Annotated in this window: 22 protein-coding genes, 1 tRNA gene and 1 pseudogene; 7 read left to right on the top strand and 17 right to left on the bottom strand. The window is 66.6% G+C overall.

The features are described 5' to 3' along the window. Position 1: 1 nt before the first annotated feature. The 5 genes from ACFQGD_RS02770 to hisS form a co-directional block, all read right to left on the bottom strand. Positions 2 to 2,230 (bottom strand): serine/threonine-protein kinase, encoded by a 2,229-nt coding sequence (locus ACFQGD_RS02770; RefSeq protein ID WP_345406945.1) that lies wholly within the window; start codon positions 2,228 to 2,230, stop codon positions 2 to 4. A 21-nt stretch (positions 2,231 to 2,251) separates the two neighbouring features. After that, positions 2,252 to 3,211, bottom strand: a complete 960-nt coding sequence (locus ACFQGD_RS02765; protein ID WP_345406942.1) for a glutamate ABC transporter substrate-binding protein — start codon at positions 3,209 to 3,211, stop codon at positions 2,252 to 2,254. Further along, the gene (locus ACFQGD_RS02760) at positions 3,208 to 4,575 is read right to left on the bottom strand and encodes a hypothetical protein (protein WP_345406939.1); all 1,368 of its coding nucleotides are present in this window, start codon (positions 4,573 to 4,575) and stop codon (positions 3,208 to 3,210) included. The genes ACFQGD_RS02765 and ACFQGD_RS02760 overlap by 4 nt, the downstream gene beginning before the upstream one ends. Before the next feature lie 292 nt (positions 4,576 to 4,867). Next, entirely contained in the window at positions 4,868 to 5,248 is a 381-nt protein-coding gene (locus ACFQGD_RS02755; protein WP_345406936.1) for a DUF1330 domain-containing protein, read from the bottom strand. 128 nt (positions 5,249 to 5,376) lie between these two features. After that, on the bottom strand, positions 5,377 to 6,696 hold the full coding sequence (gene hisS / locus ACFQGD_RS02750) for a histidine--tRNA ligase (protein ID WP_345406934.1): 1,320 nt from the start codon (positions 6,694 to 6,696) through the stop codon (positions 5,377 to 5,379). Positions 6,697 to 6,895: 199 nt separating this feature from the next. Here hisS and ACFQGD_RS02745 point away from each other — a divergent pair. Both ACFQGD_RS02745 and ACFQGD_RS02740 read left to right on the top strand, forming a co-directional pair. Further along, positions 6,896 to 6,984: transfer RNA gene (locus ACFQGD_RS02745), tRNA-Ser, on the top strand. Positions 6,985 to 7,184: 200 nt separating this feature from the next. Further along, positions 7,185 to 7,787 (top strand): hypothetical protein, encoded by a 603-nt coding sequence (locus ACFQGD_RS02740; protein WP_345406931.1) that lies wholly within the window; start codon positions 7,185 to 7,187, stop codon positions 7,785 to 7,787. A 70-nt stretch (positions 7,788 to 7,857) separates the two neighbouring features. On the opposite strand, the gene ACFQGD_RS02735 is transcribed toward ACFQGD_RS02740, so the two are convergent. The 5 genes from ACFQGD_RS02735 to ACFQGD_RS02715 all read right to left on the bottom strand — a co-directional run bounded on the left by ACFQGD_RS02735 (position 7,858) and on the right by ACFQGD_RS02715 (position 12,382). Next, positions 7,858 to 9,234 carry a tyrosine-type recombinase/integrase gene (locus ACFQGD_RS02735; RefSeq protein WP_390221004.1) on the bottom strand — a complete coding sequence of 459 codons (1,377 nt, stop codon included), beginning with the start codon at positions 9,232 to 9,234 and terminating at the stop codon, positions 7,858 to 7,860. 21 nt (positions 9,235 to 9,255) lie between these two features. Next, positions 9,256 to 9,468, bottom strand: coding sequence for a helix-turn-helix domain-containing protein (locus ACFQGD_RS02730; protein ID WP_345406925.1), 213 nt, complete (start codon positions 9,466 to 9,468; stop codon positions 9,256 to 9,258). 986 nt (positions 9,469 to 10,454) lie between these two features. Next, positions 10,455 to 11,588 (bottom strand): AAA family ATPase, encoded by a 1,134-nt coding sequence (locus tag ACFQGD_RS02725; protein WP_345406922.1) that lies wholly within the window; start codon positions 11,586 to 11,588, stop codon positions 10,455 to 10,457. A gap of 175 nt (positions 11,589 to 11,763) precedes the next feature. Continuing rightward, positions 11,764 to 12,171 (bottom strand): hypothetical protein, encoded by a 408-nt coding sequence (locus ACFQGD_RS02720; protein WP_345406919.1) that lies wholly within the window; start codon positions 12,169 to 12,171, stop codon positions 11,764 to 11,766. Position 12,172: 1 nt separating this feature from the next. After that, the gene (locus ACFQGD_RS02715; protein ID WP_345406916.1) at positions 12,173 to 12,382 is read right to left on the bottom strand and encodes a helix-turn-helix domain-containing protein; all 210 of its coding nucleotides are present in this window, start codon (positions 12,380 to 12,382) and stop codon (positions 12,173 to 12,175) included. A 194-nt stretch (positions 12,383 to 12,576) separates the two neighbouring features. Between ACFQGD_RS02715 and ACFQGD_RS02710 the strand changes: the two genes are divergently transcribed. Both ACFQGD_RS02710 and ACFQGD_RS02705 read left to right on the top strand, forming a co-directional pair. Continuing rightward, entirely contained in the window at positions 12,577 to 12,918 is a 342-nt protein-coding gene (locus ACFQGD_RS02710) for a GntR family transcriptional regulator (RefSeq protein ID WP_345406913.1), read from the top strand. A 141-nt stretch (positions 12,919 to 13,059) separates the two neighbouring features. Then, positions 13,060 to 13,233 (top strand): annotated as a pseudogene (locus tag ACFQGD_RS02705) (helix-turn-helix domain-containing protein); the annotation flags it as partial. Positions 13,234 to 13,260: 27 nt separating this feature from the next. On the opposite strand, the gene ACFQGD_RS02700 reads toward ACFQGD_RS02705, so the two are convergent. Next, positions 13,261 to 13,530: a hypothetical protein gene (locus tag ACFQGD_RS02700; protein WP_345407579.1), complete on the bottom strand. Its 270-nt coding sequence runs from the start codon at positions 13,528 to 13,530 to the stop codon at positions 13,261 to 13,263. Between the two features lie 495 nt (positions 13,531 to 14,025). Between ACFQGD_RS02700 and ACFQGD_RS02695 the strand changes: the two genes are divergently transcribed. Next, positions 14,026 to 14,595 (top strand): peptide deformylase, encoded by a 570-nt coding sequence (locus ACFQGD_RS02695; protein ID WP_345407538.1) that lies wholly within the window; start codon positions 14,026 to 14,028, stop codon positions 14,593 to 14,595. A gap of 732 nt (positions 14,596 to 15,327) precedes the next feature. Here ACFQGD_RS02695 and ACFQGD_RS02690 read toward each other — a convergent pair. The 3 genes from ACFQGD_RS02690 to ACFQGD_RS02680 form a co-directional block, all read right to left on the bottom strand. After that, positions 15,328 to 16,473 (bottom strand): RNA polymerase sigma factor, encoded by a 1,146-nt coding sequence (locus ACFQGD_RS02690; protein ID WP_345406910.1) that lies wholly within the window; start codon positions 16,471 to 16,473, stop codon positions 15,328 to 15,330. Beyond that, positions 16,470 to 16,877: a YciI family protein gene (locus tag ACFQGD_RS02685; protein WP_345406907.1), complete on the bottom strand. Its 408-nt coding sequence runs from the start codon at positions 16,875 to 16,877 to the stop codon at positions 16,470 to 16,472. The genes ACFQGD_RS02690 and ACFQGD_RS02685 overlap by 4 nt, the downstream gene beginning before the upstream one ends. Before the next feature lie 154 nt (positions 16,878 to 17,031). Beyond that, positions 17,032 to 17,880, bottom strand: coding sequence for an MOSC domain-containing protein (locus ACFQGD_RS02680; protein ID WP_345406903.1), 849 nt, complete (start codon positions 17,878 to 17,880; stop codon positions 17,032 to 17,034). Between the two features lie 126 nt (positions 17,881 to 18,006). Between ACFQGD_RS02680 and ACFQGD_RS02675 the strand changes: the two genes are divergently transcribed. After that, entirely contained in the window at positions 18,007 to 18,558 is a 552-nt protein-coding gene (locus ACFQGD_RS02675) for an MOSC domain-containing protein (RefSeq protein ID WP_345406900.1), read from the top strand. A gap of 8 nt (positions 18,559 to 18,566) precedes the next feature. Here ACFQGD_RS02675 and ACFQGD_RS02670 read toward each other — a convergent pair whose 3' ends face one another. Then, positions 18,567 to 20,405 carry an endonuclease/exonuclease/phosphatase family protein gene (locus ACFQGD_RS02670; RefSeq protein ID WP_345406897.1) on the bottom strand — a complete coding sequence of 613 codons (1,839 nt, stop codon included), beginning with the start codon at positions 20,403 to 20,405 and terminating at the stop codon, positions 18,567 to 18,569. A gap of 318 nt (positions 20,406 to 20,723) precedes the next feature. On the opposite strand from ACFQGD_RS02670, the gene ACFQGD_RS02665 reads away from it, so the two are divergent. Then, on the top strand, positions 20,724 to 22,007 hold the full coding sequence (locus ACFQGD_RS02665; protein WP_345406894.1) for a choice-of-anchor B family protein: 1,284 nt from the start codon (positions 20,724 to 20,726) through the stop codon (positions 22,005 to 22,007). Positions 22,008 to 22,100: 93 nt separating this feature from the next. On the opposite strand, the gene ilvD is transcribed toward ACFQGD_RS02665, so the two are convergent. Further along, entirely contained in the window at positions 22,101 to 23,786 is a 1,686-nt protein-coding gene (ilvD, locus tag ACFQGD_RS02660) for a dihydroxy-acid dehydratase (protein WP_345406891.1), read from the bottom strand. Between the two features lie 67 nt (positions 23,787 to 23,853). After that, entirely contained in the window at positions 23,854 to 25,449 is a 1,596-nt protein-coding gene (locus ACFQGD_RS02655; protein ID WP_345406888.1) for an ABC transporter permease, read from the bottom strand.

Genomic DNA, 25,449 nt, shown 5'->3' with positions numbered 1-25,449 from the left:
GTCACACCCACGTCCACGGGCGTACCTGGTTGGCACGGTCTACGTACGCGTACCGCTCCAGCACGCTCGCGGAGTGCCGCGCCAGAGTGCGATAGCGCTGTTCGAGGCCGAGCCGCAGATCGTCCTCCTCGAGCCGGCAACCGAGCACCCGCGAGCCATCCGGAGTGGCGGGACCGTCGGCGAACGCCCGATTCAACGCGGTCTCAAGCAGGTCGGCTTCCAACCGTGCTCGCCGTGCCTCGCCGATCTCGATCTGGCCTAGACGCTCGCCAGCGGCGACCAGCTCCATCGACGCCAGCGAAGCGGGGTTCGAGGTGTTCGCGACCGCGCGGATCGCCGCTTCCTGCGCGGCGACGTAGTGCGCGGACGTCGTCGGCACCGAACCGAGCACCGCGACGGCCTCGGTCCGCGCGCCGTCCGCGAGCAGCACACGCGCCAGCCCGAACGCCGCGCTGACCAGCGATCGGTCAGTGCGCCACGCGACGCCGTAATAACGCGCGGCGTCCGCTAGGTCACCGCTGAGCTCGGCGGCGGCGGCCAGCGCGAGCTTGGCGACGAGCTCACCGGGCAGCAGGTCGACAACGGAGTCGAACGCGCGCCGCGCGTCGACCGGTTTGTCCGCGGCCAGTGCGGCGAGCCCCTTGGCCCACCGCGCCCGCCACGCATCACCGGACGCCTCTTCGGCCTCGGACCACGCTGCGTCGACGTCACGCAGCTCGATGTGGGCACGCACGCGACGCAGCCGCACCTCGACGGTTGGCGCGGTGTCCTTGATCTCGTCAAGCAGGTCGGCGGGGCTGGCGGAACCGAGCGCGGTGAGCAGTCCCGCGGCGTGGTCAGAGCCGTCCACCCGAGGCACCGGCAGCGCACGGGCGACCGTGAGACCGTCCACCGTGGCCACGACCTCATTCTCGTCCGCATGGGTTCCGAAGCTCTCCAGCTCGGGCCCGAAGCTCGTCGACGACGCCGGCCGCGGCTGCCCATCCGAGGCGGCCAACACCTCGCGCAGCACGCAGGTGAGCTGTTCGGCCATCTCGACGGCGGAGTCGAACCGGCGCTTCGGATCGCGATGGCAGGCCCGCGCCAGTAGTCGCCGCAACGACTCGTGCTCGGCAAGCAGCGGAGCCTCCGCCTGCGACGGCAGCCGATCGACGTACGTGGAGCGGAAGTCGAATGGGATCGACAGCACTGCGAGCATCCGGCCAACGGCGTATAGGTCGGACGCGGGCGACGGCCCTTCCTCGGACACCTCGGGCGCCTGGTAGCCCTCGGTGCCGAACACCGCGCCGGTGTCGTCGTCGATGTGCCGGACGGCGCCAAGGTCGATCAGCTTGAGCTGCTCCTGGGTCTGGATCACGTTGTCTGGCTTGACATCGCAGTACAGCAGGCCGTTGGCGTGCAGGTAGCCGAGCGGGCGCAACACCTCGATCGCGTAAGCGATGGCCTGCTCGACCGGAAGGCACTCGGTTGGCCCGCGTTCGATACGGCGCTGTTTGAGCAGGTCCTTCAACGACTGCCCGCCGACGTACTCCATGACGATGTAGCCGACGCTGGCTTCGTCATCGCCGTGCTGCACGAAGTTGTGGATCTTGACGATGTTCGGGTGCTCGACCTTCGCGAGAAAGTGCCGCTCGGCGATGGCCGCGGCGGTCGCGTCGGCGTCCGCACCGTCGATGACGCCCTTGAGCACCACCCAGCGACCGGAGACAGCCTGGTCACGCGCGAGGTAGATCCAGCCGAGCCCGCCATGGGCGAGGCATCCGAGCACCTCGTACTGATCATTGACGACCTGGCCCGGCGAGAGCGCTGGCGTGAACGAGTATCGCTGCCCGCACTTGGGGCAGAAACCCGACGCACGCGCCGGTCGCTCCCCGCGTGATCGACCGACTTCTGAGCCGCACCGACCGCAGAACCGTTGCCGCTCCGGCACAACGGGGTTGTCGAGCACGACGTCGCTCGGGTCGCGGTACGGCACCGGAGGGACCTCGATCAGCCCGACGCCAAGCATGCCGCGACCGGACGATCCGGACCGCGACGACACTGGGTTCGATGACGACGAAGCGGCCGTCCAGGACTTCACACCGCTGCCGCTTGAGGCGCCGGTGCGCGCCGACGCGTTGCTCCGCGACTCGGACCCGGTCGCGGTCTCAACCGCCTCAAGGCCGCAGACGTCGCAGAAGCCGTCCTCGTCAACCGTTCCGGCGCAACCGGCACGCGGACAGCGCGTCATGAGTACCACTCCCGCCTTGCGTTACTGGTAGGTCGGGGACGGCGGGCTCGCCGGACCAAGGACAGGCTGGAGCCAGCGACCGTAGATCTCCCGCCACGAGTCCGCCCGCACGTCCTCGAGCACAGCGTTGACATAACGCACCATGTCCTTGTTGTCCTTGGGTATTCCGATGCCATATGGCTCGCTGCTGAATGTCTCGCCGACAACCTCGATCGTCGGGTCCTGACTCGCCATCCCCGCCAGGACGGTGTCATCCGTCGAGATAGCCGACACGTGCCGCTGCTGCAGCAAGAGCAGGCAGTCGGCCAGATCGCTGACCGCAACCGGCTCCGGCTTGGGATCGGCGGCCACCAGGTTCGCCAATGACGTCGACCCCTTCGGCGCACATACCTTCTTACCGCCAAGGTCGGACAAACTGGTATAGCCGGAACCCTTCCGTACCAATACCCGTTGGCCGGCCTCGAAATACACACTGGAGAACTCGACCTGCTCACGGCGCTCGCAGGTGATGGTCATGGCGTAGACCATGATGTCGACCAAGCCGTCCTCCAGTGCGGTGAGACGCTCCTGCACGTTCACCGTCTTGAACTGCACCTGGTTGGGATGGCCGAACAGCGCGCGGGCTACTTCGCGCGCGATGTCGATGTCGAAACCCTCCAGCTCGCCGGTGGACGGGTCGCGGAAGCCGAACAGATACGTGTTCTGGGAGACACCCGCGATGAGGCGTCCCCGCTCCTTGATCTCGGCCATGGTCGAGCCAGCGGGTGTCGCGAGTCCACTCGGCGGAAGGCTGGCGGTAGGGTCGCCGCAGTCTTCACCGGCTCCGCCCTCTGGTGCTTCCGGCGACAGGTCGACACCGGCTGGCATCGGGCGTTCGGCTGACACGACGGGAACCAGCGAACGTGGCTCACCCGGGTCACCGCACGACGCGGTGAACGCGACCAGCAGAGTCGCGAGCACGATCCGGACGCAACGCTTCATCGATACTCCCGCAGTCGTTGTCGAATACCACCGACGACTCCCGCCATCGCGACAAGTGCCAACACCGCCCAACCTGCCGTGAGCAGCGTCAACGCCCGCGCACCACCGACCGTCTCGTCAACGAAAAGCTGCCGTCCGCTCCTGATAGCGTTGCCAAGGCTGGTGTCGAGCGCGGCGAACTCCTGCGCGGCGGAGCCGACCCGCCTGCGGTCGATGGCGAGTTCGACAGCCGCGTCGTAGTCGCCGCCGTCATCGGTCTCGCGGATCTCACCGTGGGTGGTCAGCCACCGTTCCGCCGCGGCGATCGATTTGTCGAGATGAGCCGCCATCTCGTCGTCCTCGATCATGGCGCGCGCTTCCCGCAGCGTGCCGCCATCGCCGCCGTCGCCAGCTATGCCGCGTGCGAGCTTGGCGAACTCCTCCTCGTATGCGGCTCCGCCGCCGCGCGCGACCAGCGTGAGCAGTTCGTCCGCGCGCGCCTTCAACGCCTTGATCCTGGTGTCGGCGAGCAGGTTCACCTGCTCGGAGCCGTGCTCGTGTCCCTCGTTGACGAGCTGGGAGTGCGCGGTCATCGCGACGGCGCTCCACGCGATGCCGAGCACGATCGCCGCCGTCGCGACGATGAGGCCGACGTTGAGTCGTCGTTTCGACAGTCGTCTGATCTGGACCTGTGCCATCACCAGCGCCACGAGCAGGACGACCGCAAGGACAGCCGCGGCATACGGGAACCTGACGGCGGACTCCCGCTCATCGGCCACGCGCTCTACCTGGATCCGGTACAGACGTTCCGATGCGGGCAGGATCTCGGTGCGCATCAGGTGCGACGCTTCCCGCAGGTAGGCGCCACCGATGGGGAGCTGCTGGCGGCTGTTCACGCGCGCCGCCTCGACGAGACCGGCATAGGTCGGCACCTGGCGCCCAACGATCTCGATCTGCTCCGTGACCCGCTCGTCGCCGGAGCGATCGAGCGCCGCGAGGCCAAGCGTCGGACCGGCGAGTGCGATGTCCTGCTCATAGCGTTCTCGCAGCTCGACGGGCTCGTCGCCCGCCGCGAGCAATGAGCTCGCCGCGGCGGCGTCAGCATCGGAAAGCGCCCGGTACAGCCGTTGCACGTCGGCGGCGGTCGGCTCGTGGATCTCGACCAAGTCCCTCGTGGTGTCCGATTTGGACTTGGTCGTCACCGCGGCGACGGCGCCCGTCAGCAGGATCAGCGCGATGAGACCGCCCGCGATGATCGAGAGTCGCCCTGGCGTCGTCGCCCAGGAGTTCGCCACCATCTCGGCAGGTCGCGACCAACGCCCGCCCCGCTTGTCAGCTCGCCGTTCCGACGCCCCTTCGACATCGGGCCGCAGCGCAGTGCTCACTGTTGAATCTACCTCTTACCCCCGTAGGACCGGCCGAAGCCGGTCCTCGCAGTCCGTCGTTGCGGTCCGTACCCATCCCGCGTTCTGTCCAGTGCTGGACACCGAACGGAACACGACATTCGTGCGGATTCCCACCACCGAGCGTCACCCTAATGCGTGAACCATGTCGCTGGCTAGCGGGGAAACTACACGTAAACCGCGCGGTACTCACTGTGAGTGATCGGACTCGCGGTCCCGCCCGGATGGGTCAGTGATCCCGCCCAGACGGGCCATGTCCGGGTCGTCGCGGATCTCAGTTCTCCGCTGTCGGCAGCGGACGCATCGTCGTCGGCTGCAACACCGCCTCGACGAGTGCCTCGTCCCTGAGATGCGTGCCCTCCTGGTAGCGCGGGTTCCGCACCATCTCGGAGAACGCCCGCCTCGTTGGATACCGGACAAGGAGCACGGCATCCCACGCCTGGCCATCCTCGGCGACAAGGGCCGCGTCGCCGTCCCCGTAGTAGATGACCTCGCCGCCGACCTCGCGGGCGCAGTCACCGAAGTGCGCGAGATAGCGCTCGTAGGAGTCCTCACCGCCCTCTCGGAACCGCAACAGGTTCAGCATCACGACCGGCTCGTCAGGAGCGGCTTCGAGAAAACGTTTAAGTCCTTGCCCAGTCGGGTTCACAGCCATGACGGTCACGATACGAGGTGCGGCAAGGCCATGTGGCCGATACGACGGGGCCAGCCCGCTCACGACGTAAGACGGTGCCGTCAGCGACCCGGATCACGCTGATCGGTGCCGGTTCGTGCTGGCACGCCTCAGTGGCGCCGCCACGTCGTCGGGTCGGCCTCGACCTGCTCACCGGAGCCGAGGTCCTTGACCTCGTGCGGCTTGCCGTCGTCGAACGGCGGGAACCAGACATACGGGATGCCCTTGCGCGACGCGTATCGGATCTGCTTCCCGACCTTGTCCGCCTGGTGGTACAGCTCGACGTTGAGGCCCCTGTCGCGCAGCGTGGCGGCCGTCGCGGTTGCGTCCGCGCGGCGTTCCTCGCTGGGCAGCACGACGAGGACGTCAGTAGGGCAGCTCGGACCGGTCTCGAGCAGCCCTTCGGTGAGCAGCTTCGCGAAGATCCTGGTCAAGCCGATGGAGATGCCGACGCCGGGCAGGCTGCGCTTGGTGAAGCTCCCCGCCAGGTTCTCATAGCGACCACCGGCGCAGATGCTGCCGTAGGCCGGCCAGTCGAGGAACTTCGCCTCGTAGACGGTGCCGGTGTAGTAGTCGAGCCCGCGCGCGATCGACATGTCGGCACGGACGGCACCTTCCGGCAGATCGGACAGTGAGTCAAGCACGAACGCCAGCTCATCGAGGCCCTCGGACAGCAGGTCCGACTTGACGCCGAGCTTGCCGATGGTGTCCACGATCGAGGAGTCACCGCCGTTGACCCGCGCGAGGTCGAGACATGCGCTGACCTGGTCGTCGGAGAGCCCGAGACGGGTGGACAGCAACTGGCCGACACCGTCGGCGCCGATCTTGTCCATCTTGTCGGCGATCCGAATGGCCTCGATCGGGTCGTCGATGCCAAGGCCCTCGTAGAAGCCCTGCAGGATCTTGCGGTTGTTGAGGTACAGCGACCAGGCGGGCAGTTTCAGCTCGGTCAGGATCTCGTGCACGATGCGCGGCAGCTCGGCATCGAACTGGAGCGGCACCTTCTCCGGGTTGATGACGTCGATGTCGCACTGCGTGAACTCGCGGAAGCGGCCCTCCTGCGGGCGTTCTCCGCGCCAGACGCGCTGGATCTGGTACCGCTTGAACGGAAAGACCAGGTCGTTCAGGTGCGCGGCAACATACCGGGCGAACGGCACGGTGAGGTCGAAGTGCAGTCCGAGGCGCGCGTCGCTGTCATCGTCCGAGTCGGCTTGGAGCCGACGCAGTGTGTATACCTCCTTGGACGTCTCGCCCTTCGCCGTCAGGACCTCGAGCGCCTCCACCGACGGCGTCTCGATCGAGCAGAACCCGTACCGCTCGAACTTGCGCCGGATCGCGTCGATCCAATGCTGCTCGACCAGCCGCACCTCGGGGACCCATTCGGGAAAACCGCTGATGGGGAGAGGTTTGACCAGCTGCTGGTCGGTCATACGGTGCCCTTCGACGACGAGTTCGCGCTGCCACGAGTCGCGGCCAGCGCACGGCCTGATGTCGGCTCCAATGCTACGGGGCCGCGACGGGCGGGCCGCGAAGGGTGAATGCGTGGTCATCTGGGAGGTGCGCTGCGAGTTCGATGGCTCACGGAGGCCGCCGCGCGGCGAGACCCGCTGGTCAGGTAGCCTAACCGGCGGAGGATTGGCCGAGCGGCCTAAGGCGCACGATTGGAAATCGTGTTGGGTTAATAGCCCTCACGGGTTCGAATCCCGTATCCTCCGCCAGCTGACCAGGCGAAACGCCGGGCGCACCCGATACAGGTGGCCCGGCGTTTCGTCGTCGGGTTGCAGTTCGGGTTGCGGTTGACCATCTCCGATGCCACGACACAAGCACCCGAAGCGGCCATCGCAGGCGCAACCCCGCACCATTGGACTCCGCTGGCCGAACGGCGCGACGGCGGCGCCACAAGACGGGAGGAGAAATAGTGTCGGCAGGAGGAAGCTCACAGCGAGCAAGATCGATCAGAAGAAAGATCTTTCGCCTATTACCTCAACTGCTCGTTATTGCCTTCCTGACAGGAATCTTAAATGCTGCATATCTGGTTTTAACCGGGAATGTCGACGCCAGCGACATAGAAACAATTCGCCCTCTCACTCCTATCGCGGCGATCCTGAGTGCTTTCCTATCTTTGGCCATAACCTTCGTAGCTCTCCGCCAATCTCGAATTCCCACACGAGAACCTTCTGACGAGGAGAGGAGCACTCTTACCGGACGAGTCGATGATCTGCGCGAGTACCTGCGCCAGTCGTCTCTGATCATCGAAGAACTCAATGCAGAGTTGCACGTACAGACGTCCGCACTTGAGCGGATGCGCGCAGAAGCGGAACAAAACCAGCGGCTAGCCGCGTTGCATCAAGATGAGGCCGACGCAGTTCGAAAGCTTGTTGACACCACCATCAAGGATGCGCACGAAGAGGCTGCCGCCATTGGTAGGCGCATTCAGTGGAAGTTCTTCCTCGGCGGCCTACTAGCTTCGATCCCGATCGGTTTCATTGCAAATGTTATCTACGGCCTACTGTCGCAATGACTGGTCGAATGAACGACACGACTCGGCGCTGAGCCTCGCAGCGAACTCAGCGCCGAGTTCTGAGTCGGACTCAGATGGCGAGGCGGACAGTCGCCGGGCCGTCATCGTCATCAGTATCGTCTTCCTCAGCCCAGAGGTGGCCGCCAATCTCGGCTGCGATCGCGGTAACGAACTCCTCGTTCGTGTGCATGTAGCGCTTGGCAATCGCCGCGTTGGACCACCCCATCAGCTCCATGACAGCGGGCAACGGCACCTTCAACTCAAGCAGGAACGTCGCCGCCGTATGCCTCGCATCGTGTAGTCGCGCGTCCCGGACGTCGGCCAGCCGAAGCAGGGCCTTCCACGCTCGGTGGTCTTCTGTCGGATGCACCGGGCGGCCGAGACGGTTTGTGAATATCCAGCCTTCGTCAGCCCAGAGGTTCGCCGCTCTCTCGCGGTCAATCTCTTGGTGCGATCGGTGCGTTTCAAGCGATTCGATTACCGGATGAGGCAAGCCGATCACGCGGCGGCCTGCACGCGATTTCACCTCCGATTCCACAACGCCGCCGTCTCGACGGTGGGGGCAGTACGCTCCGAGCCTGTGTCCGCACGAGCCGTCCGGATCGCAGCCGTGCTGCCACGTCCGCTGCTGGATCGCACGCCGGATCGTCAGCGTGCCGCGTCCTTCCCGAAGGTCACACTTCGACGCATCACGCGATCGGCAGGTACTGCCCTTCGGGCACCCGTGACGCCACTTGACGGCGTAATCGGACCACTTCAAACCCAGCGCTTCGCCACGGCGCAGGCCAACGGACAACGCGACGACGTATCGGGCACCGTTACGTATCTCGGCAGCCTTGTCGATAAGTCCCCGGGCCTCTTCTCTCGTGAACGGGATGATGTCTTCCTGCTCAACGCGCGGTGCCTTCGCTACGCGCGCGGGGTTCTCGACCATGCGTCGCCGTCGTACAGCCTCGTTGAAAGCGACATTTGCCGTTCTGTGCGCGAGGTGAACGGTGGCCGCCTTGAGCGCCTTACCTCCCTGCTCTCGCGGCTTCTGAAGCCGTGCGTACAGGGTCTCCAGGTGCTCAGGCTGTAACTTGTCGAGTCGGTGCGCACCGATGCCGGGTATGAGGTGCTTGTACACGGACGACCGGTAGCCGACCATCGTGGTTTCTCTGACGGACGGCGCGGCGATGTTCTCGACCCAGTGACGTAGCCACTTCTCGACGGTCCAGGCTCGTCCGGGCTTTCGAACTTTGCCGCTGTCGCGCTGCTGTTCCAGCCCGCGCACCGCATCGATAACCTCGGCTTCGCGCTTGCGCTTGACGTGCCGCCGGTCGGGCTTGCCGTCGTCGCGGACGCCGACAGTGACCCAGCCGTGCCACTTGCCGTCCTTCTCGCTGTAGTAGATCGAGCTGGCCCCGTTGGGGCGTCGAGTCCCTTCGGGACGCTTCTTTCGTGCCATCGTGTGCTCTCCTATTCCCGCTTACGCGGCGGCCTGGTAGTAGGTGAGGTGCTGGACGTAGGCGGTGAGGGCGTCGGCGGGTACGCGGCGCAGTTGGCCGATGCGGACGGTGTCGACGTGTCCGGCCTTGATGAGCGCGTACATGTTCGTGCGGCCGATGCTGAGCCGGTGGGCTGCTTCCTCGACGGTCAGCAGCACGCGCGGTGGTGCGTCCGTGGTCTTGTCGGTGTCCATCCGTGGTGACTCCTGTCGGTCTGGTGGCTGCGGGAGCGTGGAGCTGGCACGGGTGGTCTCCTTTCCTCGGCGGTCACGTCCTGCTGTGGCCGCGTGTGGGCATGACGGGGTAGAGCGAGCACCTATCGCGGGGTGTCGCTGGCCTGGAATCACGGGTTGTGGCGCTGTTCGCGCCGGACGGGTGCTAGGCGCTAGCGTCCTGCTCAGCCACGCTGTGGGCTGCTAGCGGAGACGCTAGGTCTAGCGGCGGCGGGTGCTAGGCGGCTGGAACAGTGGAGCGGCGAGTTAGGTCCGGCGAGTCCTGCCGACGTGCGTCTCAAAGGCGGGTACGGCGGGCGTATCCGCCCTGGCTAATTGGCTCACTTTCGTAACTCCGCGCAGCTCAGCGCAGGGACGCGGCGGGCTAACTCGCCAAGTTAGGTTTCTAACTCGCGGTAGCCGAGCTAACTCGCCATCGGGCCGGGGAGGGAGGCGCACGGCACGGCTTGACCATGCCGTTTCCGGGGTTTCGACGGCCCGTGCGGCGAGCCTCCCCCGCCTCCCCGACACCGTGTTTCGGCAGCTCATCCCTGGGGAGGCACGGCGGGGAGGCGGGCAGGGAAAACTCCCCGCATCCCCGTGACCTCCCCGGCCGCTTCCCCGCACATAAACGTGACAGAGCGTGAGCCACAACGGCGCGGGCGACGCGGTCGTGCGAGTGGTGCCACGGGCTGCCCAGTCACGCCACAGTCGTGCCAGGGCTGACATGACTGGAAATAGCGGCTCTGAACTGCGCAAACACGCGCCCTCGTCGCCAGTCGTGTCACCCTCGCGAGAGGTGGCACGACTGTGGCGTGACTGGCGTCGGTCGTGCCAGTCGTGCCATCCCCCGACAGGTTGGCGTGACTGGCAAACGCACGGGTTGTTTTCCCAGTTCACAGGGCTTCTGTCCAGTCGTGTCACGGTTGGCACGACTAGTGACACGACTGGGGCGGTGGCATGGCTGATCATGGCAGGCTCCAGAAGCTCTTACGGGGAAACCCATCGGCCTTCGTGGTGACTTTGAGTGCCTGACGAGCGCGAGCGAGGGTGCTTTCGGAGAAGCCAGCGGCGCGACCGGCTTTCTTCACGTCGGCCGACGCGGCACTACCACCGTTCTGCACGAGGTAGTCCTCAAGCCAGCCAGCGGCGGCGTCCCGCTCGGAACGGTCCTCATCATTGCCGGGTGCGTCGTCCAGAAGGTCGTTGACGTGGGTGGTGGTCTCGCCGAGCATCCGTAGGCGTCCCCATTCGGCGGGGCCTTCGTCGGTGTCGAGTTCGACGGATTCGACCTGGTAGCGCAGGGACGGCAGGTCGAGGCGTCCGAGGTTGTTCTTGACCTGCGAGATCACACATGAGCCGTCGTCGGCCCCGGTGTCTCGGGCGAACGCGATTGCTGCGCGGGAAACGGCAGAGAACGCGCGACCGCCCATGATCCGGGAGAGCACGTCGGTTCCGGTGGCCTTGTTGAAGTGCGCCAGCCCGAAGATCGCGCAGCCGGTGTCATCGGCCAGCCTGCCGAGCGGTTCCAGCGCGCGCCGTAGGTCGGCGTCCTGGTTCGGGTTCAGCTTGGAATCGACCACCGAGATCAGCGGGTCCACGATCATCAGCCCGACATCATGCTTGGTGATCTCGGCGGCCAGCTCGTCGCAGTCACGCGGCAGCGACAGCGGCAGCGTGTGACCCGCGACGTTCTCGACCTCGACGCGGTAGACACGGTGCATGTCGGCCCCGGCCACGATGAGCCGCCCCGCGAGGGTGCGTTCCCACGAGTCTTCGGTGGCCGCGTAGATCACGCTCTTGGGCGCGCTGTGGTGCACGCCGGACAGTTCGCCCAGCGTCACCCGTGCGGCCAGCCACGCGCAGAACAGCGACTTGCCGATGCCCTCGCGGCCGGGACCGATCGTGAGCGCGCCGTGTGGCATCCGCTCATCCCACAGCCAGTGTGTTGGGCGCAGCCGCACCCCGGCGGCAGCCGACAGGCGCACCCGGCGCGCGTGCCCGTGGCCGCTCACTGTTTCAGCCGGTGGCGGTTCGTGAACGGCATCCGGCGGCATGTCCACGGGCCGGAGATGCCGCGCGGGTGTATCGGGGTAGCTCACTGACAAACTCCCTGCTCAGGACTGTTGTTGAGCGTGTTCGTGAACGCTCAGGCAAGCGCTCACCGCGTGACGGGGTGAGCGCTCACCGAGCGCGGATACGGGAAGGGTGGTGAACGCGCGCTGAGCGCTCAGCCGAACGAGGGTCGAGCGCTCAGCGCGCAACGTTCACGGGCGCTCACGACACCGCGCCCTCAAGCTCCCGCTCAGGACGGCTGGAACACGGCGAGGTGCGCGCGTCGGGTGCGTAGAGCTGGCGGACACGCCACCGGAGCCACTGCGCGAACTCGTACTCATCGCTACCGGGCGTCAGGCTCTCCAGGTGCAGCCGAGCGCCCTCGATGATCGTGTACGAGTCCGCCAGCACGGTTCCGGCGATCAGGCCGTGAAGGTAGTCGTCGTCGGCCCAGTCGGCCTCGTCCAGTCCGGGCGAGACGGACCACAGCACGGCCTCGATGTCTTCCAGCGACATCGGAACCGTCATCGACACCTGAGTCACCACCGGGGTCGGGTTGCCATCGCGCAGGGCGACCGCGAACCGGCAAGAGTGACCGGCGACCGTTCCACTCGTCATCGTCACAGCCATCTCAGGCCACCTCCCCCGCCACGTCGTCACCGGCAGGGCTACCAGCGTCGGCGCACCGCGCCAGGTACACCGCGACAGCCTCTCCCGGAATCCGAATCGTGCCCTTACCCGTGCCGAGCTTGTAGGCGTCAAGCTGACCAGCCTCCACCGCGCGGTAGATCGTCGCTACCGACACGTCCAGGGCATCAGCGACCGCTCTCGCGCGGTACATGCGAGTAGGCTCAAACTGCATCGTTCCTCCAACGGTTCCGATGTGTGCCCCGGCCGGTGCTCCCAACACCGCGCCGGGGCTTCTTCGTATTCGCTGCGACTGCTGCAACACCAGAGACGCTACGCAACACTGCTAACACTGTCAATAGTGTTGCAGCACTGACAACACAGTCGGTGGTCTGTATGCTCGCTGACATGGGAAAACTCGATCCCGACGATGAGCGACCCCCGTACCAGCAGATCGCGGACGCGCTACGCGCGCAGATCGAATCCGGCGAACTCGCGCCCGGTGACCAGCTTCCGGCGATACCAGTGCTCACCAGCGAGTACGACGTATCGATCGGCACCGCGCGAAGCGCACTGACCGCGTTACGGGACGACGGCCTGATAGTGACTCGACAGGGCAAAGGCTCGTACGTACGGACACGGCCTCGTAACGCGACCGACGATGCAGATTCCGACATGGACGAACTACGCCACTCGGTTGAAGCGCTAACCGAGCGCGTAGAGGCGCTGGAACGCAAGCTTGCCGACTGATCTGGTGCAGCCGGTGTCGCTCGCTGAGCTGTCGTTTCGGTGTTCATGTGCCCAGCATCGGCCAGCGTCAGGGGTTGACCACACGGTGATCATCAATCACGTTTCATTCATTCCATTCACACCGACTCTGGGGACGATACGGTGACCACTCACGACACAGAAAGTGCAGGTCAAAGCCCTGCCGATGAGTTCATTGCCGAACTACGGCACTGGCGAGAAGTCGCGGGCTATTCCCAGAAAGCCCTCGCGAAGCTCGTGGGCTACACCCCGTCCTACGTGAGCAAGGTTGAACGTGGAACGGTCGCGCCGAGTAAGAGCTTCGCGGAGCAGGCCGACACGCAGCTACGGGCGGGCAGGGCACTTGTACGACGGTGGAAAGCCATGCAGGACGTCACGGCCCCGCCCAGCCCAAAGAACCGACAGCAGCCAGCCGAGGCCGCCGTGCCAGACGATCCCCAGTCCGCTCCCGGCCCCTCGCTCGTCGTCGAGCACGAACACGCCGAGCTGCGATACGTCGATGGCATGTTCCGTTCCCTCGTCCGTAGGCAGCTCTCGAACGTCGGGACAGAACCCGTCACGCAGTACCTGATCAGGATCGCCGTAGATCGCCATCCCGGCGACCCTGAGCAGTCAAACCGGCTCTACCGCGAAGACCCTTTGACGTGGGAAGAGATCGGACTCACTGCGACATGCGGCGACGAACCGATGACCTGGCGAGCGAAACACGACCGAGACGCTTTCAAGGAGGTTTGGCTCCTATTCGAGAACGGCGACGGACGTTTCCCGCTGTATCCCGGCGAAACTCGCTGGATCGAGTACGTCTACACGGTGAGCGCGCACAAATGGGGACCGTGGTGGCAGCGAGCCGTTAGGCTGCCAACGCGCCGACTGAGCATGGTCCTGGAATTCCCGTCCGAACTGGACCCCGTTGCATGGGGCACAGAAACGTCAATGTCTGCCGAGTCATCCACGTTCCGCACTCCAATCAGTCGCACGGAATCGAACGAGGTCACAACATTCACATGGTCAACGGATGACCCACCACTCCACGCCCGCTATCGCGTCGAGTGGAAATTCAAGGCAGCGAACGCAGAGGAACGTAGCAACGTGAAAACCCTGAGCCCAGCCGAACAAATGCGCTCCCTCGGCATCGCGCAGGAAGGGGAGACCATCCTCAGCGAGACGGCGCGATACTTCGACCTGTCCGCAGAAGCCGAGGACGCGCGGCGCGTCGTGGCTCAGCTCGTATCAACGCTAGAGCGCGTCGGCCAGGTGCACACCTTCGCGAAGGGCATGGGCCTCGCGGCTCCTCAGATCAACATAGGTCGCGCGGCAGCGGTCATCCACCCGCCCGAAGGCGACACGATCACGCTCCTGAACCCCCGGATCATCGACCAGGCATCCGAAACCGATGAGCAGTACGAGGGCTGCCTGAGCTTCTTCGACGTGCGAGGCATGGTCCCTCGACCCCTGCGCATCGAAGTCGAACACCAGGACGCGAACGGAACCCTTCGGATCACCGAATTCGAGCGAGGCATGGCGCGACTCGTAGCGCACGAAATCGACCACCTGAACGGCGTGCTGTACCGCGAACGCATGCGACCCGGTGTCGAGCCGATCCCCGTCGCGCAGTACAAGGGCACAGGCCAGTCCTGGCGCTACCAGCCTGGTAGCTGACCTCGCGAACAAACCCATGCCGTGATGTACCGCAGGGAGGGAGGCGCACTACGGGTGGTGCACATGGCTCTGGCGGGCATCGACAGCCACTGCGCAGAGGGTCCCTGGGGTCCCTGAACCGTTGTTCGCGCACGTCAACGGCAGGGACCAGGGTCAGGGACCCTGCCAGGGAGAACTCCCTGCCTCCCTGGCAGGGTCCCTACGTAGTTCTTCCCGGTTTCGTCGGCCGGTTTGATGCTGTGGGTAGGGAATGGGCAGGGAACAGCCGAGGGAGCGCACCCGACGAGAAGGGAAAATTCCCTCACGCCACTGTTGACGGTTTCCCTAGGGTTGCGCTGGGGTTTCACCGTTGAAGGGAACGAGGGAGGCTAGGGAACGCCAGCCTGAGAGCGGCGCTGTGGCTAGGTTTCTCGCCACGGTTACGGGTTCCCTCCCTCGGCTGGGGCAGGCAGAGCGAGGTTGCACTTTGGGTTGCAGTTCAGGCCCGTTCGTGCTGCCACTGACGTTGCAGATGTCCTGCTTCACAGCAGGTCACAGCCCCAACGGACACGTCCGAACGACGCGAAGCGAAGTTGGAAATCGTGTTGGGTTAACAGCCCTCACGGGTTCGAATCCCGTATCCTCCGCTCACTGAACCGTGCGAACGCCGGGCAGGCCCACGACGGGCCGCCCGGCGTTCGTCGTTTCCGCCTCGGGTGTCGCGGGCCAACAGTGGGAAAGCGGCGCGCCCCGTCAACGACGGTGGCGGGAGTTGAGCCTGGCGGCCTGCCGCGTCAGGTGGTCACGCTCGGCGAGGTTGGGTGCCTTGTGGGCCGCCTCCGCGTACAGCCGCGCCGCCGTCACCAGGTCGCCGTCACGCTCGTGGAGATACGCCGCCACCGCGGCGTAGCGGGGCAACGAGTCGTCCAGCGCCGCGAGCGCCGCCAGTCCGGCGCGCGGTCCGTCGGCCTCGCCGACCGCCACCGCGCGGTTGAGCCGAACGTACGGGCTGTCTGTCAGGCGCACGAGCTCGTCGTACCACTCGACGATCTGCACCCAGTCAGTCTCCTCGGCGGTGGGTGCGTCAGCGTGGAGTGCCGCTATGGCGGCCTGTGCCTGGAACTCACCCAGCCGGTCGCGGGCGAGAGCCGCCTGCAGGATCTCAACTCCCTCGCTGATCGCCGCCGTGTCCCACCGGTCGCGGTCCTGCTCGGCGAGCGGCACCAGGCTGCCGTCTGGCGCGGTTCGAGCGGCGCGCCGTGCGTGATGGAGCAGCATGAGGGCGAGCAGCCCCGCCACCTCGGGGTGATCGATAACGGCGGCGAGCTGCCGGGTGAGCCGGATGGCTTCGGCGGCGAGGTCGACGTCGCCGGAGTAGCCCTCGTTGAAGACCAGGTAGAGGACGCGCAGCACGGTGGCGACATCACCAGGCTGGTCGAACCGCACGCCGGAGACAGCGCGCTTGGCCCGGCTGATCCGCTGCGCCATGGTCGCCTCGGGCACCATGTAGGCCTGGGCGATCTGGCGGGTGGTCAGACCGCCGACCGCGCGCAGCGTGAGCGCGACCGCGGACGACGGCGTCAACGACGGGTGCGCACACAGGAAGTAGAGCTGGAGCGTGTCGTCCACCGCGGGCGCCGAACCGGCGGAAGGCGAGACCTCCACGGCAAGCTCTCGCCCGCGCCGCGACGTCTCGGCACGGACGGCGTCGAGAAACCTGCGCCACGCGACCGCGACGAGCCACGCCGTCGGATCGCGCGGTGGATCGTCCCGCCACGTTTCCAGCGCCCGGATCAGCGCCTCCTGCACGGCATCCTCGGCCGACGCGAAGTCCGCTCCGCGCCGGACGAGGACACCGATCACCGCGGGAACGAGCTCCCGCAGCAGCGACTCGTTCACTCGGTCACCGTGGGCGGCTCGGCGAGGAAGGGGCGCACCTCCAGCCACTCGTGGATCGGCTTCCCGCCCGCCCCTGGGGCGGCCGACAGCTCCCCGGCCAGCTCGATAGCGCGCTCATAGCTGTCGACGTCGACCACCATCCAGCCGGCGATGAGGTCCTTGGTCTCGGCGAACGGGCCGTCGGTGACCGGCGGGCGACCCTCGCCGTCGTACCGGACGAACGTGCCCTCTGGGGCGAGCGCCTGACCGTCGACGAACTCGCCGGTCCCTTCGAGCCGGGCCGCGAAGTCCTTCATGTACCGCACGTGGTCCGAGACCTCCTCCGGCGTCCACTGGTCCATCGGAACGTCGTTGACCGCCGCCGGCGCGCCGCGGTAGTGCTTGAGCAGCAAGTACTTCGCCATCGTCTTTCTCCTCGGTGCTTGTGCGACCCATTGTGGTCGCGTTCACCACGGGGACGGAGCCAGCCGCGGGATCTCGACATCGTCGTCCGAAATCGTCCGAACTTTTTTGACTCTCGTGAGCGAGCGCCCGCGTACAACGCGTGCCACCGCACCGCTACTGGACATCGTGTTGGAGCGCGGGCTCGCTCCACTCGTGGACGTCCACCACGTCGCCGACGGTGATCTCCCCCGGCGTCATCACGGCCGCTTTCATCGCGAACGCGACACCGCCCTCGGCATCGCGGCGGTAGGTGGCCAGAGTGCGGAGCGGTTCCGGGCCCGCCTTCTGGCCGCTGTCCTGGTCGATCGTGGTCACCTGGCACCGGATGTCCCGCTTGGCGTAGCCGAACCGCCCGGTACCGATCGACATGCCGCGGACGTCGTCCTCGGTGTGTGGCCGGGTCCAGCCGTCGAGCACGATGTTGACGCGGAACCGTTCCATCGGCACGGGTTCACCGCCGCGCTCCAGGATGCGTGCGGTGAGCTCGTCCAACGAGGCTAGCGAGGCCACGGTGACCGCGTGGCCGTCGGCGAACCCGGCGGTGCCTTCGTGAAGTCCGCTGGTTCGCCGTCGATGGTCCTGGGGGACACGGGCCAACCGGCACGGTTCGCCGAGCACGGTGCCGAACCACTCGGCGGCTTCGTCGCCCTGGTCGATGCCGTGGCCGATGTGCTTGAACACGGTGACCGGAATCCGCGTGCCCTCTCGTCGCACGGCGAGTGTGAGCGACCCGGCGACAGGGTGGGAGACGGTGAGCTGATCGTTCGTGACCGCCACCCTTATGGCCGCCATCGTGCGGTGCTCCCGCTGCGTGAGACATACGCCATCGGCGTCGACCACCGTGAAGGCGCGGTCGTGCTCCAGCCCGGCCTCGGTGACGTGCGCGTGATCCGCCGTCACGCCACCGCACGCCTTGATCGGGTAGTAATGCAGGGAACGCACGGTGGCTCGTGATGCTGTCACCCTACGACGCTATCCGATCGACGCACCGCGGCGGCAACGTTCGCCCTGCCACGCCGAAACGTGGCGCCGCCCACCCTTCGAGAAATTCGTAGCGCGGCGAGTGACCACCGGGGCAGACTGCGAAGCATGACGCAACGCAGCATGGCGGAGCTGGAGGCCAAGCTCGACTACTTCCTCGACTCACCTGCCGACGTGGGAACCGTCGAGCTCGTGGTGCGCAGGCCAGACGTTGACCAGCGCGAAGTGCTTGACGAGGGCGAACTGGACCCGGCCGTCGGCCTTGTCGGCGACACCTGGATCGAACGAGGCAGCAAGCGCACCGAGGACGGGGCGTCGCATCCGGACATGCAGCTCAACGTCATGAACGCCCGGATCATCTCCTACATCGCGGGCGATCCCGACCGCAGGGCGCTCGCGGGCGACCAGCTCTACCTCGACCTCGATATCACCGAGGCGAACCTGCCAGCGGGCACTCGGTTGGCCCTGGGTACCGCGGTCATCGAGGTGACCGAGCAGCCACACCGGGGGTGCGCCAAGTTCGCCGATCGCTTCGGGCTCGACGCGCTACGGTTCGTCAACTCCCCGCATCGCCGTGAGCTGCGGTTACGCGGACTCAACGCCAAGGTCGTCACGCCGGGTGTCGTGCGTCCCGGAGACAAGGTCACCAAGGTCGCCTGACGTCCTGGTCAGCGCGGCTGCCCCGCAGACTTCCCGCCCGCGGGGCGCAGCCGTGTGACCAGCGGGTCGTGGTCACTCGCCTGGTCCTGGAACTCGGCGTTGATGTGCACGACATCGATATCGGCGTCGTCCAGCGCGGGCGAGACCAGGATGTGGTCGAGCACTTGCGAGCGGCCCTCGTAGATGTAGGTGTACTGGTCCTCGCTGGGCAACTCGGTGATCAGTGCACGCAGCGCGCCGCCTTCGGTCAGCGTCCCGACTGCCGGGGAGAACTGGAAGTCGTTGATGTCGCCCGCGACGACAACATTCGCGTGTTCGTCCACCGCGAGGACGTCGTCGACGAACTCCCGCACCCGCTCGGCCTGCGGGATGCGCTCGCGCTCCGAGACTCGCGTGGGCGGCTGGAACCGGCCGTGCAGCGGCTGGTCGCCGAACTTCGAGCTGAAGTGGGTCGCGACGACGAACACCGTCCTGCCTCGGAAGGTGAACTCGCCCGCCAGCGGCTTGCGGCTGCCGTCGAAGGCAGCATCGTTCGGCGCGATACGACCGGGAGAGATTGACAGTTGTGGTTCGTCGCCGTCCGAGATGACCTCGACGGCGGTGGTCGCGTCGCCGCCCTCCCGGTCCACGAACGACACGCGCTTCGGATCGAACAGGAAGCCGACGCGGATGTTGCCTCCTGGCTGGCCACCGTCCTCGCCTTCTAGGGGGTTGATCTGCCGCCACTCGTAGCGCGCTCCGCCCGCGTCGGCGATGGCGTCGGTGAACCGTCGCAACGTCTCGTCCGCCGCGACGACGCCGTCGTCCGTGTCCGCCGGGCCGTTGTTGTCCTGGATCTCGGCGAGCGCCACGATGTCCGGCGAACGGAGGTTATCCACGAGCCCTTTCGCCAACGCGTCGAATCTGGCCTGGTTATCCACACCCGAGAGGTTCTCCACGTTGTAGCTGGCCACCGACAGCTCGTTCGGACGCTGCTCCCGCGTTGTCTCGTGCTCCAGCCCGCCGTCGACGACCCGGCCGAGCTCGGTCGCCTGGAGGGTGTAGCCGCCGAAGCGGTCGTATTCGATGACGCCGGACGTCGTGCCGCACAGCGTGTCACCGGTATCGCCATCGGGGAACGGTCGCTCGCTGAACGGGATCAGCGACTCGATCTTGAGCACACCGGTGTTGTCGTTGTCGTATCCGGTGTAGACGGTGCCGCCGCGTGGTGACGGATACTGCTCGGGCTTGGTCGTCACATACAGCTCGTTGTACGGCGTGCTCGGCCCGACAAGGCGAGGGCTGTCCACCGCCATCCGCATGCCCTCGCGCGACTCCCAGAGGTCGAGCGCGTAGACGTCCGGCTCCAGATCGGATGGTTCGATGTTGCCGCCCGGTTTGGCGGTGAGCACATCGGACAGTGTGTCCGGCTTGATCACTTCCGCGTCCGGTAACGGGTTCCCGGACGACTTCACCGTCCACTGTGCATCGATAAGCTCCGTCGTGGACAGATACGGTGAGTCGTCGGGATTCGTGGGGTAGAACTCTTTCACGGTGCCGGTGACACGGACGGCATCGCCCGGCTCGACGTCCGGCGTGGCCGCGCCGGTGAAGACGAACAGTCCCTCGCTGGTGCGCGGGTCGTCGTCCCCTTCGGGATCCTGGAACCAGAACCCCCGCGCGGAACCGAACCGTTTGATCGCGGTGACCACACCACGTACCCCGGCGACCGTCTCGCCAGTGTGCGGCGAGAGCCACGACGTGCCCTGGATGTCGGCGATCGTTGACGCACCTTCCGCGGATGCCGCCGTCACACTGGCGCCAACCACCGTCGCCGCGGCCAGTGTGATCGTCGCTGTTCGAGCCATGCGCTGCCGAATCATCACCGCGCCCCCTCTCGTCATGGACGGTAACGACATGGTCGCTCGGCGGAGTGAACGGCGGAAGAAGTCAAATTGACGGTTCTGCCGAACTACACCCGGTTGGCTCACGACTTTCGTCGGTCATATGGCGGAATCGGTGCAGCAACCCGGAGCCGCGACGTTTCCCGCAGGTCAGGGGACGTGATTACTTTCCGACGTTTAGCTTCGCCCATTCAGCCTATTGTGAATTGCATTCGTACCCGATTGGGTGACTTGGGTCACGAGCGCCGCCGCACAACGGCGGACAACCCCGGGAGGGAACGAATGAGAGCAACTCTCGCTACCGCGACGATCGCGCTGTTCACGGCGTCGATCATCGGTGCTATCCCGGCATCGGCGCATGAACAAGCCTTCGACGACGTCTCCCCGCCAACAGCGGAGGAACGTGCGGCGGAGCTCCAGCACACATCGAATGGCACAACGCCCTGCGTCAAGGGCGTCGCAGCCGACACCTACAGCTGTGATGGCATCGACATGCTCGACCACCTATGGCTGGAAGACCTCGGCCTCAGCTTCGCCAACGACATGTGGGGCTGGACCGATCCCGCGACCGGCATCGACTACGCCATCATCGGCGGCACCGAAGGCACCGTCTTCGTCAACCTCAAGAAGCCGCGCAAGGCGGAGGTCGTCGGCATGCTGCCCGCGCACGTGCTCGACGAGCACCGGCCGTACTGGCGCGACATCAAAGTGCACGACAACCACGCCTTCATCGTCTCCGAGCAGATCCCGCACGGCATGCAGGTCTTCGACCTGACCCGGCTGCGCGACGAGAGCGGGACGTTCACCGAGGACGCGCACTACGACGGCTTCGGCAGCGCCCACAACGTGGCGATCAACGAGGACACCGGCTACGCCTACGCCGTTGGCACCAGCACCTGCGACGGCGGGCTGCATATGGTCGACATCAGTGACCCGACCAACCCGACCGGTGCCGGTTGTTTCGCCGACGACGGATACATCCACGACACCCAGTGCGTGGCGTATTCGGGTCCGGACGCCGACTACCAGGGCCGAGAGCTGTGCTTCAACTCGAACGCCGACCGGGGCGGGGACGGTCACTTCGTGTCCATCACGGACGTGACGGACAAAGACAACCCGACCAGGGTCGCCCGTGTCCCGTACTCGGACGCTGGCTACAGCCATCAGGGCTGGCTCACGCCGGACCAGAAGTACTTCCTGCACGGTGACGAACTGGATGAGGTCTCCCACGGGAACAACACCCGCACCCGCATCTGGGACATGCGTGATCTCGACGACCCGAAGCACATCGGGACGTTCGACAACGACACGACGTCGATCGACCACAACATCTACATCAAGAACAAGCGCGCCTATGCCTCGAACTACACCTCGGGCCTGCGCGTGTACAGCACGAAGGACATCGCCTCCGGCGAACTGGAGGAGAAAGCGTACTTCGACGTCTACCCGGAGAACGACAACGCGACGTTCGAGGGCGGCACCTGGAGCAACTACCCCTACTTCAAGCGGGACATCGTCGGCGTCAGCACGATGGACCGAGGGTTGTTCATCCTCAAGGTGAGGTAAGTCCAGTGAGGTAACTCCGGTATCAGTGCGATGAAGGGCTTCTTACTCACGGCAGATGTGAGTAAGAAGCCCTTCATCGCGTCGGGCGGGGTGTCACCCACACACGGCGCCATCCGCCGCGGACCCGACCAGCTTCGCGAACTTCGCGAGGACGCCGGTGGTGTAGCGGGGCTCGCGAGGCCGCAAGACCTTTCGCCGCCGCTCCAACTCCGCGTCGTCCACGAGCAAGTCCAGCCGCCGGGCGTCGAGATCGAGTCGCACCCGGTCACCGTCCGCGACTAGCGCGATCGGCCCGCCGTGCGCGGCCTCCGGCGCGACGTGCCCGATACACGGTCCGTGGGTGGCCCCAGAGAACCGGCCGTCGGTGAGCAACAAGACATCGGAGCCGAGCCCGGCGCCCTTGATCGCCGCCGTCACGGCCAGCATCTCCCGCATGCCGGGTCCGCCAGCGGGACCCTCGTAGCGAATCACGACCGCGTCGCCCGGTTTGATCTCGCCCTCGGTCACCGCGTGCATCGCGTCGGTCTCGTCGTCGAACACCCTGGCGCGGCCCTCGGTGACACCGCCCGCGAGCGACGCGCTCTTGACCACCGCGCCCTCCGGCGCGAGCGAGCCGCGCAGGATCGTCAGCCCGCCGGTCGGCGCGAGCGGGCTCGACGCCGCCGCGATGATCTTGCCATCCGGGTCGGGCGGGCTGATCTCCGCGAGGTTCTCGGCCATGGTCGCACCGGTGACGGTAAGCGTGTCGCCGTGCAGCAGGCCAGCGTCGAGCAGCGCTTTCATCACCACGGGCAGGCCGCCGACGCTGTCGATGTCGCTCATTACGTAGCGGCCGAACGGCTTGACGTCAGCCAGCAGCGGCGTGCGGTCACCGATGCGGTTGAAGTCGTCGATGTTCAGCTCGACCTCGGCCTCTCGCGCGATGGCGAGCAGGTGCAGCACGGCGTTCGTCGAGCCACCCAGCGCGGTGACCACGGTGATGGCGTTCTCGAACGCCTTGCGCGTCATGATCTGCCGCGCCGTGACGCCGTTCTTGATGAGGTCGACGACGGCTTCGCCGGACCGGCGCGCGTAGTCGTCCCTACGGCGGTCCGGCGCGGGTGGCGACGCCGAACCGGGGAGCGACATGCCCAACGCCTCGGCCGCGCTCGCCATGGTGTTCGCGGTGAACATGCCGCCGCACGCGCCTTCACCTGGGCAGGCGTGCCGTTCGATGTCGTCCAGCTCCTCCGGCGTGATGCGGCCAAGGGCGCACGCGCCAACGCCTTCGAAGGCGTCCTGGATGGTGATGTCGTGGTCGTCGATGTGGCCGGGCAACGTCGACCCGGCGTAGAGGAACACCGACGCCAGGTCCAGGCGGGCGGCGGCCATCAGCATGCCGGGTAGCGACTTGTCACACCCGGCGAGCAGCACGGTGCCGTCGAGGCGTTCGGCGTGTACGACGCACTCGACGGAGTCGGCGATGATCTCGCGGCTGACCAGCGACGCACGCATGCCTTCGTGACCCATGGAAATGCCGTCGGACACCGAGATGGTGCCGAATTCCATCGGGAAGCCGCCCGCCTCGCGGACGCCGTCCTTGGAGCCCGCCGCGAGCCGCTGCAACGACAGATTGCACGGCGTGATCTCGTTCCACGACGACGCGATACCGATCTGCGACTTCTCGAAGTCCTCGTCCTTCATGCCAACGGCACGCAGCATGGCCCGCGCGGGCGCGCGCTCGTAGCCGCTGGTCACCTCGGAGCTGCGGGGATTACTGGGGTGCTGCTGCTCGTTCATGCAACGCATCGTCCCCCATCGCGCAAGGATCCGCGCGACCGCGTCTCCCGCCGCCGCGCGCCCAGCCTCACCCGATGTCACGACGACGGAACGCCGCGAGGCCCGCCGCGAGCAGGGCCGCGGCGAGGACCGTGAGCCACGCCAGCGGCGCGACCTCGACGTCGACGGCTGGCAACCGCGGAACATGACTGAACGGCGAGACGTCGATGAGCAGTGGGGCAAGGTTGAGCACCGGGCCGAACAGCGCGAGCACCACGACTACCGCGGCGACGGCCCACGCCGACGACGTCCACCGGGGTGTGAACCCGTACAGCACCGCCGCGACCCCGACGACCAGCCAGATCGCCGGAAAATGCACCAACGTCGCGCCGATCATCGCGCTCGCGTTGCCCGCGACGTCGCCAGCCCGGAGCCCGTGCGCGATCCCGGCGCCCAACCCGGCCGCCGCGAGCACTATCGCGGCCCCGACCAGCGCGAATACCAGGTGACTCGTCATGAACCGCAATCGGGTCACCGCCGTCGCGAGCAGCGGCTCCACCCGTGTGACGACTTCTTCCCCGCGCGCCCGCAGTGCGGCCTGCACGCCGTAGAACGCACCGATCATGCCGAACATCTCGGCGATCTGCGCCAGGAAGGCATCGATGACCATCGCGGATCCGCCCATACGCACGAACATCTCGCGCATCGTCGGGTTGTCGCCGATAAGGTCCCCGATGCCGAGTGCGATCGCCCCGAACGCCGCACCCGAGATGGCGACACCGATACTCCAGCCGATCAGCGACCCTCGATGCAGCCGCCAGGCCAGCGCGAACGGTCCGCGCAGGCTCGGTGTCGCGTGCGCCCGGCCGAGCCGTTCCGGCAGAAATCCGGCACCGGCGTCGCGTCGGCCGAGCAGCAGGTAGCCCACCGCGAGGGTGACCAGCGACGCGACGACCGACAGGGCGAGTACCCACCAGCGTTCGTCCGCGAACGGTCGCAGTCGCTGCGCCCAGCCGATCGGCGACAGCCACGACAGCCAGCTCGCTTCGTCCGACGCGTCCCCCAGACCCCGCAGTAGGAACGACGCGCCGAGCACGCTCGTGGCGATGCCGTTCGACGTCCGCGCGAACGCGACCAGTTGCGCGGCAATAGCGGCGACGCCGGTGAACACCAAGCCCGACCCGGTCAGCGCGGCACCATAGGCGAGAGCGCCCGCCGCCGCTAAACCAGTGGCAAGCAGCAGTGTCGTGGCGAGCAGCCCCGCGAGCGCCGACGCGCCGGTCGCCACCAGAACCGCCGCCGTCAACGGGGCGTAACGGCCGATCACACCGGACGCCAGCAGCTCGTGTCGCGCTGTCTCCTCCTCGGCTCGCGTGTGGCGGGTGACGGTGAAGATCACCATCAGGCCCGCGATCACCGCGTGGAAACCGAGCAGCCGCCACGCGGTGAACCCACCCGGCGTCGACAGATCGAACGCGGGACCGAGCAGCACCGCGAGCGCGGGATTGGCGCCCACGGTCGCCGCCAGCGGTTCCCGCATCGCCGCGGTCGGGTAGAGCTGTTCGTAGGCGTTGGCAACACCAGCGGGCAGCACGCTCAGCACCAGCAGCCACGCCGGGAGGAGGAACCGATCCCGGCGCAGCGCGAGCCGGGTCAGCTGCCCGGTACCCGCCAGCGCCGTCAT

The sequence above is a fragment of the Haloechinothrix salitolerans genome, from assembly GCF_042662605.1.
GTDB lineage: Bacteria > Actinomycetota > Actinomycetes > Mycobacteriales > Pseudonocardiaceae > Haloechinothrix_A > Haloechinothrix_A salitolerans.
Note: the sequence above shows the minus strand (reverse complement) of the source record. Positions and strands in the feature narration are given on the sequence as shown.